Here is a 14343-nt window from a genome sequence, read left to right as displayed (position 1 = left end):
ACATGACGATTTCCGAAAAACTGCTTTCCAAGTTGAAGGACCAGAGCCTTCTGGTCGACAAGGCGCTGATCAATGGCGAGTGGATCGCCAAGAGTGATAGTGGCAAGAGCTTTGACGTCAGCAATCCGGCAACCGGCGAGGTGATCGCGTCGCTGCCTGACATGGGGCCTGCCGAAACGAAACGCGCGATCGACGCCGCCTATAAAGCGCAGAAGGCCTGGGCCGCGAAGACCGGCAAGGAGCGCGCTGGGATCTTGCGCAAGCTCTTCGATCTGATGGTTGCCAATGCCGATGACCTGGCGGTCATTCTGACGTCGGAAATGGGCAAGCCAGTCGCCGAGGCAAAGGGCGAGATCCTCTACGGTGCTTCCTATGTCGAATGGTTCGGCGAAGAGGCCAAGCGCATCTATGGCGACACAATCCCCGGCCATCAGCCGGACAAGCGTATCATCGTCATCAAGCAGCCGGTCGGTGTCGTGGCGGCGATCACGCCCTGGAACTTCCCGAATGCCATGCTGGCCCGCAAGATGGCGCCGGCTCTCGCTGCCGGATGCGCCATTGTGGCAAAACCTGCTGGCGAGACGCCGCTTTCTGCGCTGGCGCTGGGGCTGCTGGCCGAGCGTGCAGGCTTGCCTGCCGGCTTGTTCAACGTCATCACATCGACGGATTCGGCTGCAGTCGGCCAGGAGATGTGCTCGAACGACAAGGTGCGTAAGCTCACCTTCACCGGGTCCACCAATGTCGGCAAAATCCTGATGCGCCAGGGCGCTGACCAGATCATGAAGCTTGGTCTTGAACTTGGAGGAAATGCGCCCTTCATCGTCTTTGACGATGCCGATCTTGATGCGGCGGTCGAGGGGGCGATGGTTTCGAAGTACCGCAACAATGGCCAGACCTGTGTCTGCGCCAACCGCATCTATGTCCAGTCCGGTGTCTATGATGCCTTTGCCGAAAAGCTTGCCATCAAAGTGCGTGAGATGAAGGTAGGCGACGGTTTCGAGCCGGGCGTGAATGCGGGTCCGCTGATTTCCGACAAGGCGCTGGCCAAGGTCGAGGAGCATATCGAGGATGCAACGTCCAAGGGTGCCAAGGTGGCTGTTGGCGGCAAGCGCGGCGAAAAGGGCGGGTTGTTCTTCGAGCCGACGATCCTGACGGGCGTGACTACCGATATGAAGGTCGCGCGCGAGGAGACCTTTGGACCGGTGGCGCCGCTCTTCAAGTTCGAGACGGAGGAGGAGGTCATCGACATGGCCAACAATACCGAATTCGGCCTCGCCTCCTATTTCTATTCCCGTGACCTGTCCAAGGTCTTCCGCGTGGCGGAAGCCCTTGAATACGGCATGGTCGGCATCAATACCGGTCTGATCTCAACTGAAGTCGCACCCTTTGGCGGCATCAAACAGTCAGGTCAGGGCCGCGAAGGTTCGAAATACGGGATCGAGGACTATATCGAGATGAAGTATCTCTGCCTCAGCATCTGAGGTAGATGTCTTCAACGAGACGGGCGGCTGATGATCTCAGCCGCTCTTTTTTTGATCTGCCCCATGTCAGTCCTGGTAACGGGCAATCATGGTTCCCGCCTGTAGATAACTGCCTGGGCTTTCGTTCAGGCTGACGCGTCCGGCGCGCGGTGCTGTCACCTGTGTCTCCATTTTCATTGCTTCCATCACGGCGATCAGGTCCCCTGCCTTGACTTCGGCTCCATCCTCGATCTTGAACGCCTGCAATGTTCCGGAAATCGGTGCTCTGACGCCTGACATATCTTCCGATTCTGGCGATGACGTGGAGCCGCTGGTCGATGAGCTGGACTGTCCGCCAATGCCGCTGAGAAGGCCTGCCGGGATGGCAAGTTCGTGCCGCTTGCCGTCGATCTCGACATGGGTGCGGATCAGCGATCTATCTGGAAGCGGCTCGGGCCGGGCTGCCGCTGCAAGCGGTTCGGCGAAATCCGTCTCGATCCACCGGGTGTGAACGCGGAAACCATCTTCACCCGTAAAGTCGCGGGCTTCCATTGCGGCACGATGGAAGGGCAGCACCGTTGCAATACCCTCGATGGCAAACTCTGCAAGGGCACGCCGCGCCCGGGCAAGCGCCTGCTCGCGGGTCGCGCCTGTGACAATCAGCTTTGCCATCAGGGAATCGAAGGTGCCCGGAACTGTCGAGCCGGTGGTCACGCCCGTGTCGAGGCGCACGCCCGGACCGGATGGCGGGTCGAAGCGGGTGATTGCGCCCGGCGTCGGCAGGAAGCCCCGGACGGGATCCTCGGCATTGATGCGGAACTCGATCGAGTGACCGTGCGGGGCAGGGGTTTCCAGCACCTCAAGCGCCTTGCCCTCGGCAATCCGAAACTGCTCGATGACAAGGTCGATCCCGGTCGTTTCCTCGGTTACCGGGTGCTCGACCTGCAGGCGGGTGTTGACCTCGAGGAACGAGATCGTCCCGTCGATACCGAGCAGGAACTCGACCGTGCCCGCTCCCGAATAACCGGCGGCCGCGCAGATCTTCTTCGCCGCGTCGTGGATCGCCTGCCGCTGTGCATCGCTGAGGAAGGGCGCCGGCGCCTCCTCGACGAGCTTCTGATTGCGCCGCTGCAGAGAACAGTCGCGCGTGCCGAGCACCAGAACATTCCCATGCTTGTCGGCGAGAACCTGCGCCTCGATATGGCGCGGCCGATCAAGGAAACGTTCGAGGAAACATTCGCCACGGCCGAAGGCGGCTTCCGCTTCGCGCACGGCGGAATGATAGAGCTCCGCCACATCCTCCATCTTCCAGGCGACCTTCAGGCCGCGCCCGCCGCCGCCATGCGCTGCCTTGATCGCAACCGGCAGTCCATGTGTTTTTGCGAAAGCGATTACCTCCTCGGCCGTCTCGACCGGGCCATCGCTGCCGGCGACCAGCGGAGCGCCGACCGAAAGCGCGATCCGCCGCGCTTCGACCTTGTCGCCGAGCGCTTCGATCACATGCGGATCCGGACCGATCCAGGTGAGGCCTGCCTCCTGCACGGCGCGGGCGAATTCCGCCCGTTCGGACAGGAGCCCATAGCCGGGATGCACCGCGTCCGCGCCGGACCGGTGGGCAATCTCGATGAGCTTCTGGATATCGAGATAAGTCTCTGCCGGACGACTGCCGCCCAGCCCATAAGCCTCATCCGCGAGCCTGACGAACATCGCATCCAGATCCGGATCGGCATAGACCGCGACGGACTTAAGCCCGTAGTCGCGGCAGGCGCGGATGATGCGCACGGCGATTTCGCCGCGATTGGCGATCAGCACTTTCTTCATCGGGGTCTCCTCACTGTCTCTCTTGGCCTGCCATCGCTGCTTGGCGGATCATGCCCGGTCGGGCTTGATCTCGGCGAAACGCGTTATGGGCCGGAATTGAATTTTCGCATTCACCGGGATCTGGCCGGCGAGATCGAGATGATATTCGGCGACCGTGCCGATCACCGGGTAGCCGCCGGTCAGCGGGTGGTCGGCGAGGAAGAGCACGGGCTGCCCGCTATGCGGAACCTGGATAGCCCCCGTCGCCGTCCCCTCGCTCGGAAGCTCCGCCTTGTCCTTGCGCTCGAGCGCCTCAGGAGCGGAGAGCCGAATGCCGACCCGATTCGATTGCGGCGTCACCTCGTAGACCTGGCTCGACAGCGTCTTGATCCCCCGCTCGGTGAACCAGTCGCTACGGGGGCCCATGACGACATCGAGCGTGACGATTTCGCCCGGTGCCGGACAGACAAAGGCGGGGCTCTCGGTCAGCGACACCGGCGAAAGGCGGTGCTCTCCATGTCCAATGGCTAGCACCGCGCCGACGCCGACCGGCTCCGGCCCGACTACGGCGAGCGTATCCGTCGAGGCGCTGCCGAGAACCGGTGCCACGTCGAGACCACCACGAAATGCCAGATAGCTGCGGGCTCCCCCTGGCGCAAAACCGAGGGAAACCATGTCTCCCGCTTCGAGCGAAATCGGCTGATATCCTTCGGCTGGAATGGTCCGACCCGCCTTGTTGCGGATAACGATCGGGCAGGGAGCGCCGGTAAGCGCCATCACGGTCGGCCCGGAAATCTCGAATGCGAAACCGCCCATCGTGATCTCCAGGCAGGGCGCTTCCAAGGGATTGCCGACAATCCGGTTCGCCGCACGGAAGGCCCCCTGGTCGAGAGCGCCTGAGGAGGATACGCCTTGTCCGGCCTGGCCGAAACGGCCGAGATCCTGCACCAGCGCCGGCATCGGGGCTGCGGTGACAGTAATCGTCGTGGCTGCATCGGATGCAGTGGTGCCGGTGGAGATCGGTTCTGCTCGACCGGGCACAACCACGCTCTGAGTTCGCTTTGCAAGATCGAAGAACCGCACGCGGTATCCCGGCTGGAAGAGTGCAGGTGGATCGCGCGTAAGGTCCCACATCTTGAGCGGCGTTGTGCCGATGATCTGCCAGCCACCGGGGCTTGCCTGCGGATAGACACCGGAGAAGGCACCGGCCAGCGCGACCGATCCTGCGGGGATCTTCGTGCGCGGGCTTTGCCGCCGCGGCACCTGCAAGGCCGGGTCGCCCCCGACCAGATAGCCGAAACCAGGCGCAAAGCCGCTAAAGGCCACGGTAAATTCGCTTGCCGTGTGCCGCTCGATCACCTCGCTGACGGAAAGTCCCGTCAGCTCCGCAACATCCTTCAGGTCTTCGCCATCATAGGTGACGGGGATCTCGACCAGCATGTCGGACGGCGCAATCTTCGCCGAAAGATCACGGGTGCTGATCGCCGCAGCCAAGCCTTCCGCCGTCAGGATCTCCGGACGGAACCGGATCATCAGCGTCCGGGCCGCCGGGACGATGTCGACGATGCCATCCACCGGTTCGGCTTCCAGCGAGGCAAAGAGCGCGAGCGTCTCGTCGAGATCGTTCAATTCGACGATCAGAACGGTCAGGCTGACGGGAAGGAAACGCATCGGAGCCTCAGGAACGCGCTTGGAGGAAGGATCGCACCGTGATGCCGTCCTTCTCGAAAGCCTGGCGGATCTCCCGCGCGATCGCGACAGCACCGGGGCTGTCGCGATGCACGCAAATGGACTGAGCCTCGATCCTGATGGTCGAACCATCGATCGCCTCGATCGTCCCCTCATGGGCAAGCTGCAGCATGCGTCGGGCAATCAGCGCAGAATCGTGCAGCACCGCACCCGGCTCCCGGCGGGAGACAAGCGCACCGGAAGGAGTATAGGCGCGGTCGGCGAAAGCCTCAGCAACGACCTTCAGCCCAGAGGCGCGGGCGAGATCGAGGATCGGCGAGCCTGCCAGCCCCATCATCACCAGATCGGCATCGATCGCCTTGATCCCGTCGATCACCGCCTGGCCCTGCTTCGGGTCATGGGCGATGCGATTGTAGAGCGCACCATGCGGCTTCACATAGCCGACGGTGACGCCGGCAGCCGCCGCAACACCCTTCAGCGCGCCGATCTGGTAGATCACATCGGCGGTCAGTTCCGCTGATGTGACATCCATGTCGCGCCGGCCAAAGCCGACGCGGTCGGGATAGGAGACATGCGCCCCGATCGAGACACCGCGCTCTGCGGCAGCTTTCACGGTCTTCAGGATGCCGACGGGATCGCCGGCATGGAAACCGCAGGCGACATTGGCGCTGGAGACGATTGCGAGCATCGCCTCGTCGTCGCCCATAGCCCAGGCGCCATAGCTTTCGCCGAGGTCGCTGTTCAGATCGATGGCAGTCATGTCTTACACCCGTGTCTGTCAACGGTGCCCTTGCATCCGATAGCTTGCGGACCGGCGCTGTCGACGATTGCCCCGCCTGATCGGGAGGGGCAAGTTAATGTTGAAAGTCAAAGGATTACTGCCGAAGACCCGCGACATTGCAAGCGCGAAAGTGGTGTAGTGGCCTGATATTCAGGCGCGTATCTGCTGCCGCTCGACGGATTGAGTACTGATTGTCTCGGACGCAGGCACCGGGCGGGAGAAATAGAAACCCTGAACGGATCTAACGCCGAGATCTTTCAAAACCGCCAGTTCCTCTGCCGTTTCAACTCCCTCTACAATGGCTTCCAAGCCCATTTCTGCGCTCAGGGCGAGCACGGATTTGACGATCTGGAAGCTTGACGGGAGGATATGGATGTCGCGCACAAAGCTGCTGTCGATCTTGATTTTGGTGAGCGGCAGCTTGTGGACGTGATTGAGGCTCGAATAGCCGGTGCCGAAATCGTCGAGCGACACGCCAGCACCGATGTCACGCAGCAGCTGAATCGAAATGATTGCCTGATCGAAGTCGTGCATGACGGCCGTTTCGGTGATCTCGAAATTGATCCGTCGCGGGTTGAATCCACTGCTCATCACGGTCGAGACAATGCGAAGGGCGTAATCCGGCGTGGTGATATCGTGGGGTGACAGGTTGCAGGAGAGATAGATGTCATCAGGCCAGGTCTTGGCCACTTCCAATGCCTGTTTCAAAACCAGTCGGGTAATCAGGCCAATGCGGCCGGTATGCTCCGCGATCGGAATGAACTCGCCCGGCGAAACAAGACCAAGGCTTGGACTATGCCAGCGAACAAGTGCTTCATAACCAACGGTTTTGTCCAAGGCGATGTCGATGATCGGCTGGAAGACGAGCTGGAGTTCTGTTTCAAGGTCTGCGGCAAGCAATGCCTCTTCAACAGTCTTCTGTCTTGAAAGCTCGCTGGCCTGGACGGCGTTGAAGATAACTGCGCCGGCGCGCTGGTTTCGCTTTGCAGCATAGAGAGCATAGTCTGCCCGTTCGTAGAGCTCCTGCCCGTTTGCTCCAACGTCTGGATAGATGGCAAATCCGATCGAACCTGTGACCTGAACAACGGCTGATCCCGCGTTGATGCGCTCGGCAATCGCCTCACAGACGGCAGCACCCAGGGACTGCACCCTTGCTTCCGTGACTTCCCCGCAGAGAGTAAGGGCGAACTCGTCGCCTCCCAGGCGGTAGACCGACAAATCGCCTGTGGCCATCCGGCTCAGCCGTTCACCGACCTCGACAAGCACTTTGTCACCCGCAGCATGGCCGAACATATCGTTGATCGGCTTGAAGCCATCAAGATCGATAACGCCGATAGCGAGTTGAGTGCCTGATTTCCGTGCCCGCTCGAACTGAATATCGAGGCTTTGGAAAAAGCAGCGGCGATTGGCGAGCATTGTCAGGCTGTCGAGATTGGCGAGCCGCAAGTTCTCGTCAGACAGGGCCTGCATCGCCTTGTTCTGTTCCTGCAGAGCCGTTTGCTGCAGCATCAGAACCTGGCTCGTTTCATGCAATTGCCGAAAATCGCGATAGTGCGTCAGCAGGATCATGACCATGGCCATGCAGACGAGGATGACATTTACTCCCGTTGCAATAAATGTCGGCTCACCCGTCCACACCATGAACACGAAGAAGGGGAAGTTGACCAGGATAGTCACCATCAAGGCGGCCGAGCGCAGGTGCATCAGACAGAAGATACAGCCGATGACGGTGATGGCCATAAAGAAGGCGACATGCGCTTGCTGATGGGCGTTTCCATAAGGGAAAACAGCAAGAGCCCAGGCGGTGCAGACGACCGCAATCGGGATCGCCAGACGATTTGTCGATCTCAGTTTGCGGAAAGCCTGCTCGGCAGTAACCCTCATCTTCCGCCGGGTGAACCAGATGACTCCGCGCAATGCAAAGGCGAGAACCAATAGCCCTGGAATGTAGCGGACGAGATAGTCGGGTGCGACGCCCTGATGGGTCCATGACAGCGAGATCAGATTTGTCGCGAGTATGAAATAGAGAAGCGGCACCTGTTTCGAGAAAGCTTCATACTGCGCAAGCGTCAGTTCCGGATTGCCGTTCGGTACCCTGAACACATCCCAAAACTGGCTGATCGCTGTCTTCATATCATACGCATCCTCATCTGCACGCCGCTTCCAACTCGCGCCTTGGTAGAAGAGACTAGATGAGGATATGTTAAATTAACGCAAATATGCGCCTATTGGTCTTTGCTCCTGCTGCCGACCGAGCTTCCCAAGGAAAGAGAATATGCAGGAAATAGAAACGCTTGCCCTCAATTCAATGCGCGCCAATGGGTAGCATAGTCATTGAGGACAAGTCCGTTGGACGGTACGGGAGCCAGTTCAGACACCGGGCTTGTCCCTGTCAGCAGAGCCGCACCGATCGCAGTCCCGGTGATGGCCTGGGAAATGTAGACGGAGCGCCCGGTCAGGCTGGCGAGTGCGGCGGTGTAGATACCATTGGACGCAAAGGGACCTTCAATAATGATCGGCCCGTCTGCTGCAATGAGGTCCAGGCAGGTTGCCGTCATCAGTGCTTCATACAGGCTCGCAGCAGCATGGGTCGCGGCTGGCGTTTCCGGGACCCTGGTCCAACGGCCTTCACCCGTGGGGAAGGGGCCGCTGCCGTTTACCAGGCCCGGTCGGTGCATGATCCTTTTAGCGATGACGTCGTTTAGGGCATCTGCCGCCTCGCTTTCAGTGATCGCCGGCAAGCCAGCGGTCAACAGTTCCCATTCCCGTCCCCCCATAAATCGGGCCGAAGGCACTGGATTGCCATAGGCATCGACGTTGACCAGTGTATCTCGCATCGGGTCGAGGTTTTCCGGTTTGCCTCCGGCGGCAAAGCAGATGACCCAGGTTCCCGTTGAGACGACGGTGCAGGGCGCTCCGAAGCCGATCAGGTGGGGAAGGAGAGAGGCATTGGAATCGTGAATTCCGCATTGAACGGATACCGGCTTTGTCAGGCCAATCGCCGTCGCAATTTCGGGACGGACATCTCCCAGTACGTCAAAGGCTGATCGTATCGGTGCGAGCTTGTCGCGGATATCAAGCCTGTCGACGAGGGGGGAGTAGGTTTTGTCGAAAGGAAGCCAGAGGTCCGTATGGCAGCCGAGAGACGTTGTTTCGTTGGCCGCGACACCGGTCAGCCTGAAAGCCCAGTATTGAGGATAGGTCACGATCGTGGCGACCCGGGCAAACTCCTTGGGGTAGGCGGTCTTCTGATAGTGGAATTGCGCTCCGAGGTTCAGCCCACCGGCGAGACAAGGCGAAAAAGTTTGACCGAAATCTGGACGAAGCTGGTCATAGCTTCGGTTGATCTCGTCCGGATAGAGATGCTCGTATTCCAGAACGGGCAAAGCGAGATTGCCCTGCGCGTCCAGAAGTGCGGCACTCGCGCCATGGGTCGTGATGGAAATGGCGTCGTAACCCGGCTCAACGGCCAGATCTTTCAATGCTGAAAGGATGAATTGCCACAGCGCTTCCGTATCGAAATGGGGATATGGGGCCGTGCGCCGGACGGTATTTGGCGTCTTGCGCAGGCCAAGTTCGCGTGCGGATGCGGCGTCCACCACCACGACCTTGGCATTTGTCTTGCCGATGTCGATGACAGCTATGCGCGCTGGTGTCCGGTTGCTCATTGCGCGTGGAAAACCAAAACGAGATCTTTTGCGACTGGCGAGTTGTCAGGGTTCGTTTCCATGATATCGGCCATATGCGCCCACCAGCGCTTCATTACCGGATGCTCCGGCAAGCCCGCCATGCCGTGATTGGCAGGTCGCTTCAGGACGCCAAACAGCGTGTTTGTCTCGCGATCGAGATGGATCGAGTAATCGCTGACACCGGCGTTCGTTAAAAGCTCCAGCAATTCCGGCCAGATCTCATCATGGCGCCTCCTGTATTCGGCTTCCATGCCCGGATTGAGTTGCATCTTGAATGCATAGGTTTCCAGATTGCTCATCCGGCGCTCCTTGCGTGCTTTATCCTGCGGGCAATGATGGGAAGGGCGATGGTGATGATCAGCAGCAGGCCTATGAAGATCGACATGACAATGCCGGGGACATTCAGAAGGCCGAGGCCGAAGGTTACGAGACCCATGACGAAGGCAGCGATGAAGACACCCAGAATGGTGCCGGAGCCTCCGAGGATGGAGACACCGCCGAGGACGACCATCGTGACCACTTCGAGTTCCCATCCCTGTGCGATCGAGGGTCGGGTCGAGCCCAGTCTCGACGTCAGGCAGATCGCGGCAATGCCGCTCATCAAGCCTGTCAGCAGGAAGAGCTTGAACTTCACCCTTTCCACCGGGATGCCGGAAAAGCGCGCGGCCAGTGGATTGTTTCCGATCACATAGACTTGCCGCCCGAAATTGGTTGCGTGCAGGATCACGCCGAAGATGGCAGCCACAATGAGAAAGAGCACGAACTCGAACGAGATGACCCAGAAGACATAGCCCTGACCGAAGAAGGCAAAGTCGGCGGGATACTTGCCGAATGCTTGATCGCCGAGCACCAGATAGGAAATGCCGCGAAACAGGCTCATCGTGCCAATCGTTACGACAATGGAAGGCAGCTTGAACACGGCAACGAGAAGGCCGTTGAAGGCCCCGCAGGCAAGGCCTGTCGTGATACCAATGGCGACCAGTCCCGGAGTGCTGACCCCCATCTGGACGGCAAAGCCCATAGCGGTGGAAGCGAGCGCGATGATCGCCGCAACAGAGAGGTCGATTTCGCCGGCAATGATCAAGAGCGCCATGGCAAAGGCGATCATTGCCTTCTCTGTAAAGTTGAATGTCGCGTCCGAAAGGTTCCAAGCATTGAGGAAGTAAGGTGAAGCCAGAGAATTGGCGATGAAGATCGCGATCGCGACGGCGAAAAGCAGCATTTCCCAGCTACCGAAGGCACGCTTCAACGGAGTGTCGAGCCGATCCGGGATCTGTCGCCTGACAATAGTTTCACTTCCGGTCGTGCTCATGCGCTCACCTCCGTAGACTTTGCTGCGCTGTCGCGCAGGATGATGCGGCCCTTCCTTGCTTCGGCCCTTGCATTGAAGACAACAGCCAGAACAATCACGATGCCGGAGATTGCCATCTGAGCGAAAGGCGAGATACCGATGACGGGCAGGGCGTTCTTGATTACCCCGAGGAAGAGCGCGCCCAAGACTGTACCAATGACCGTGCCAATGCCGCCCGCAATCGAGATACCGCCGATGACGCAGGCCGCGACACTGTCGAGTTCGAAGCCGGCGGCGATATCGACATAGGCGACGGCATAACGCGAGACCCAAAGGTAACCTGCAAGGCCAGCCAATGCACCGGAGAGAACGAAGGCCAGGAAGCGTGCGCGTCCGACATTGATGCCGGCGTATACTGCGGCCACCGGATTTCCGCCTGCGGCATAGGTCGATCGGCCGAATGAGGTGCGCGTCAAAATGAAGCCGACGAGGATGACCGCTGCAATGGCAATCCAGGACAGGATCGGTAGGCCAAGCACCGGCATGCGCGGTACGCCGAGGAAATCCGGTTGCATCTGATGAGCGTTGACCCAGGCGCCGCCGGACAGGACGAAACTCATGCCGCGATAGATGGTAAGCGTGCCGAGTGTCACGACGATCGGCGGAATGCTGAGCGCCCAAACGAGAAAACCATTGATGGCGCCCAGCGTCGCTCCAATGCCGATTGCGACCAGCACCAGCAAAAGCAGAGGGAAGCCAGGCATGGCTGCATCAAGCATGGCGACGGCCATGCCGGTAAAGGCAAGGTTTGCGGCCACAGACAGGTCAATCGATTTGGTCAGGATGACCACCATCTGGCCGAGCGCCAGGATGATCAGGATCGCCGTATCGTTGAAGATATTGGCGAGATTGACAGGGCTTGCGAAGTTTTCGGCTCGCGTCGAAAAGCCAAAGATCATGCCGATGATGATGAATGCGAGGAGAAGTTCACGGTTTTTCAGCAGGTTTGGCATGTCTCACCTCAGGCATTGCCGGTTGCGGCGCGGACCAGCCGTTCCGCCGTCAGTTGATCGCGCTCGAAAATGCCGGCGGACAGGCCTTCGCGCATGACCATGACGCGGTCAGACATGCCGAGGATTTCCGGCAGTTCGGACGAGATCATGATGATGGAGAGACCTTCGCCTGCCAGTTCGGAGATGAAGGCGTGGACGGCTGCCTTGGAGCCGATGTCGATACCCTTGGTCGGCTCGTCGAGAATGATGACCTTCGGCGCAGTCGCAAGCCATTTGCCGATGACAACCTTCTGCTGATTGCCGCCGGAAAGAGTGCCGACCGGCACCGAGAGAGCGGCGGCTCGCAGATCCAGCCGTTCGGCATATTTCCGTGCCAGGGCGAATTCATTGGCCGCCTTCAGGAAGCCGCGGACAGAGGTCCGGATCAGCGAAGGCAGCGACATGTTCTGGTAGATCGGCATTTCGAGCGCCAGCCCGTGACGTCCGCGTTCTTCGGGGACGTAGACGATGCCGGCGGCGATCGCGTCGGTTGGCGAGCCTATGCTGATTGGCTGGCCATTCAGTTGCAGCGTGCCGGCAGCCGGTCTCGTCACGCCGAAAAGCGACTGGCAGAGTTCGGACCGGCCGGCACCGATCAGGCCGTAGACTCCAAGGATTTCGCCGCGCCGCAGATCAAAGGAGATGTCGCGGAATTCGGTCTCGTGGGAATAGCCTCTGACGGAAAGAACCGTGGGGCCAATTTCAACGGCAGTCTTCGGAAAGACCTCATTCACGTCGCGACCGACCATCAGGCGGACGATCTCGTCCTGCGCCGTGGATTTCAACAGACCAGAACCGACCATGCGCCCGTCGCGGAAGACGGCATAATGATCGGCGATCTCATAAAGCTCGTCGAATTTGTGGCTGATGAAAAGGATAGCCTTGCCCTGCTGCTTGAGGTTTTCAACGATGCGGAAGAGATCGTCGATTTCCTTGCGCGAAAGGGCGGCTGTCGGTTCGTCCATGATGACGATGCGGGCATCGACAGAGAGTGCGCGGGCGATCGCGACCAGATGGCGCTGGGCGATCGAAAGATCTTTCAGCCGGGTGGTCGGATCAATCTTACTTTCCAGCGCTTCCAGCAGTATACGGGCCCGGCTGTTGATGCTTTTCCAGTCGATGAGACCAAAACGGTTCTTTGGTGCATGCCCGAGGAAGATGTTTTCGCCGACACTGAGTTCATCGAAAAGCACAGTTTCCTGGTGGATGGCCGTAACGCCGGCATCGATTGCATCTTGTGCATTGGATAATGAAATCGGTTTCCCGTCGATCCGGATCTCGCCTTCATTGGGTCGATAGATGCCGGTCAGGATTTTCACCAGTGTGGATTTCCCGGCGCCGTTCTCCCCGATCAAGGCGGTGACCTTGCCGGGATAAAGGGCGATATCCACACGATCCAGCGCCCTCACCCCCGGGAATATCTGGGAAATGCCCCGCATTTCCAACAAGGGGTCATCGACCGGCGTTGTGCCGGCGGTCAATTTTGAAGTTTGAACGGTCATCATCGCTTTACCGGCTGTCGACAGGTCCCGGCGGCAGTGCCGCCGGGATAGGGTTTCCAGAGGATCAGAAGATCTTGGAGAACTCTTCGATGTTGGAGGCATCGTAGACGAAGGGGTCGGCCATGGCAGCTTCACCACCTTCGCCGACAGCGATCTTGCCCATACGACCGGCTTCGATCTCGGAGCCGGGGGCCGCATCCGTCTCACCCTTTACGAGGCGATAAGCGATCTGCGTGGCAGAGTAGCCAAGGTCGATCGGGTTCCAAATAGCGAATTCCTTGGTTGCACCCGACTGGATGGCGCCTGCCATTTCAGAGGGAAGGCCGAGGCCGGTGACGTAGACTTCGCCGATCTTGCCTGCATCCTTGACGGCCTGTGAGGCGGCCAGAACGCCTACCGTGGTCGGTGCAACGATGACCTTCACGTTAGGCTGCGAGGTCAAAAGGCCATTGGCTTCACGGTAGCTCTTGTCGGCAAGGTCGTCTCCATAGACTGTGGTGACGAGGTTCAGTCCGGGGAAGTCCGAAAGCTGCTTCTTCATTTCCTCGATCCAGATGTTCTGGTTGGTCGAGGTGGTCGTGGCAGACAGGATCGCGAAGTCACCCTTGCCGTCTGGCAGATGGTTTGCCGCGAGCTGCAGGCACATCTTGCCGATCAGCGCGTTGGACGACGGGTTGAGATGCATGATGCGGCCTTCAGCGGCAACGCCCGAATCCCATGAGATAACCTTGATCCCGCGATCCATTGCGCGCTTCAAAGCGGGTACCACGGCATCCGGATCATTTGCCGAAATCGCGATAGCATCGACGCCCTGGGCGATCAGCGAGTTGATGACCTCAATCTGGCCTTCTGCTGTTGTCGAGGTCGGGCCGGTATAGATGACTTCCACGCCACCGAGTTCCGCGGCTGCTTCCTGTGCGCCCTTGTTGGCAGCTTCAAAGAAGCCAATGCCAAGTGATTTCACGACAAGGGCAATCTTGACGTCAGCGGCCTGAGCTGCCGAGGACATGGTGGCGAGCGTGAGCGCTACGCCTAGAAGCAAGGTCTTGGACAATTTCATGTTTTCCTCCCAGGTTGAT

General features: G+C 59.5%; 11 protein-coding genes. 1 reads left to right on the top strand and 10 read right to left on the bottom strand.

Going from position 1 to position 14343, the window contains the following annotated elements; genetic code table 11:
• Positions 1-2: 2 nt before the first annotated feature.
• Positions 3-1481, top strand: a complete 1479-nt coding sequence (locus tag FE840_RS01095; protein ID WP_138288842.1) for an NAD-dependent succinate-semialdehyde dehydrogenase — start codon at positions 3-5, stop codon at positions 1479-1481.
• A gap of 66 nt (positions 1482-1547) precedes the next feature.
• On the opposite strand, the gene FE840_RS01090 is transcribed toward FE840_RS01095, so the two are convergent.
• The 10 genes from FE840_RS01090 to rhaS all read right to left on the bottom strand — a co-directional run bounded on the left by FE840_RS01090 (position 1548) and on the right by rhaS (position 14324).
• Positions 1548-3281, bottom strand: coding sequence for an acetyl/propionyl/methylcrotonyl-CoA carboxylase subunit alpha (locus FE840_RS01090; RefSeq protein WP_138288843.1), 1734 nt, complete (start codon positions 3279-3281; stop codon positions 1548-1550).
• Between the two features lie 48 nt (positions 3282-3329).
• Positions 3330-4931: a 5-oxoprolinase subunit B/C family protein gene (locus FE840_RS01085; protein WP_138288844.1), complete on the bottom strand. Its 1602-nt coding sequence runs from the start codon at positions 4929-4931 to the stop codon at positions 3330-3332.
• A gap of 7 nt (positions 4932-4938) precedes the next feature.
• Positions 4939-5709: a LamB/YcsF family protein gene (locus tag FE840_RS01080; protein WP_138288845.1), complete on the bottom strand. Its 771-nt coding sequence runs from the start codon at positions 5707-5709 to the stop codon at positions 4939-4941.
• 171 nt (positions 5710-5880) lie between these two features.
• Positions 5881-7863: a putative bifunctional diguanylate cyclase/phosphodiesterase gene (locus tag FE840_RS01075; RefSeq protein ID WP_138288846.1), complete on the bottom strand. Its 1983-nt coding sequence runs from the start codon at positions 7861-7863 to the stop codon at positions 5881-5883.
• Between the two features lie 167 nt (positions 7864-8030).
• The gene (locus FE840_RS01070; RefSeq protein WP_138288847.1) at positions 8031-9398 is read right to left on the bottom strand and encodes an FGGY-family carbohydrate kinase; all 1368 of its coding nucleotides are present in this window, start codon (positions 9396-9398) and stop codon (positions 8031-8033) included.
• Positions 9395-9718: an L-rhamnose mutarotase gene (rhaM, locus tag FE840_RS01065; protein ID WP_138288848.1), complete on the bottom strand. Its 324-nt coding sequence runs from the start codon at positions 9716-9718 to the stop codon at positions 9395-9397. The genes FE840_RS01070 and rhaM overlap by 4 nt, the downstream gene beginning before the upstream one ends.
• Positions 9715-10731 carry an ABC transporter permease gene (locus tag FE840_RS01060; protein WP_138288849.1) on the bottom strand — a complete coding sequence of 339 codons (1017 nt, stop codon included), beginning with the start codon at positions 10729-10731 and terminating at the stop codon, positions 9715-9717. Before FE840_RS01060 ends, rhaM begins: the two co-directional genes overlap by 4 nt.
• Positions 10728-11723: an ABC transporter permease gene (locus FE840_RS01055; protein WP_138288850.1), complete on the bottom strand. Its 996-nt coding sequence runs from the start codon at positions 11721-11723 to the stop codon at positions 10728-10730. The genes FE840_RS01060 and FE840_RS01055 overlap by 4 nt, the downstream gene beginning before the upstream one ends.
• An 8-nt stretch (positions 11724-11731) precedes the next feature.
• A complete protein-coding gene (locus FE840_RS01050) occupies positions 11732-13267 on the bottom strand; it encodes a sugar ABC transporter ATP-binding protein (RefSeq protein ID WP_138288851.1) in 1536 nt (511 codons plus the stop codon).
• Between the two features lie 61 nt (positions 13268-13328).
• Positions 13329-14324: a rhamnose ABC transporter substrate-binding protein gene (gene rhaS, locus FE840_RS01045; protein ID WP_138288852.1), complete on the bottom strand. Its 996-nt coding sequence runs from the start codon at positions 14322-14324 to the stop codon at positions 13329-13331.
• Between the last annotated feature and the right edge of the window lie 19 nt (positions 14325-14343).

The sequence above is a fragment of the Peteryoungia desertarenae genome (assembly GCF_005860795.2).
GTDB lineage: Bacteria > Pseudomonadota > Alphaproteobacteria > Rhizobiales > Rhizobiaceae > Allorhizobium > Allorhizobium desertarenae.
This window is presented reverse-complemented; position numbering and strand designations above follow the sequence as displayed.

Bases quoted from the DNA above. Each gene is read 5' to 3' on its own strand.
- FE840_RS01095 (WP_138288842.1), top strand. From the start codon at position 3: ATGACGATTTCCGAAAAACTGCTTTCCAAGTTGAAGGACCAGAGCCTT.
- FE840_RS01090 (WP_138288843.1), bottom strand. From the start codon at position 3,281: ATGAAGAAAGTGCTGATCGCCAATCGCGGCGAAATCGCCGTGCGCATC.
- FE840_RS01085 (WP_138288844.1), bottom strand. From the start codon at position 4,931: ATGCGTTTCCTTCCCGTCAGCCTGACCGTTCTGATCGTCGAATTGAAC.
- FE840_RS01080 (WP_138288845.1), bottom strand. From the start codon at position 5,709: ATGACTGCCATCGATCTGAACAGCGACCTCGGCGAAAGCTATGGCGCC.
- FE840_RS01075 (WP_138288846.1), bottom strand. From the start codon at position 7,863: ATGAAGACAGCGATCAGCCAGTTTTGGGATGTGTTCAGGGTACCGAAC.
- FE840_RS01070 (WP_138288847.1), bottom strand. From the start codon at position 9,398: ATGAGCAACCGGACACCAGCGCGCATAGCTGTCATCGACATCGGCAAG.
- rhaM (WP_138288848.1), bottom strand. From the start codon at position 9,718: ATGAGCAATCTGGAAACCTATGCATTCAAGATGCAACTCAATCCGGGC.
- FE840_RS01060 (WP_138288849.1), bottom strand. From the start codon at position 10,731: ATGAGCACGACCGGAAGTGAAACTATTGTCAGGCGACAGATCCCGGAT.
- FE840_RS01055 (WP_138288850.1), bottom strand. From the start codon at position 11,723: ATGCCAAACCTGCTGAAAAACCGTGAACTTCTCCTCGCATTCATCATC.
- FE840_RS01050 (WP_138288851.1), bottom strand. From the start codon at position 13,267: ATGATGACCGTTCAAACTTCAAAATTGACCGCCGGCACAACGCCGGTC.
- rhaS (WP_138288852.1), bottom strand. From the start codon at position 14,324: ATGAAATTGTCCAAGACCTTGCTTCTAGGCGTAGCGCTCACGCTCGCC.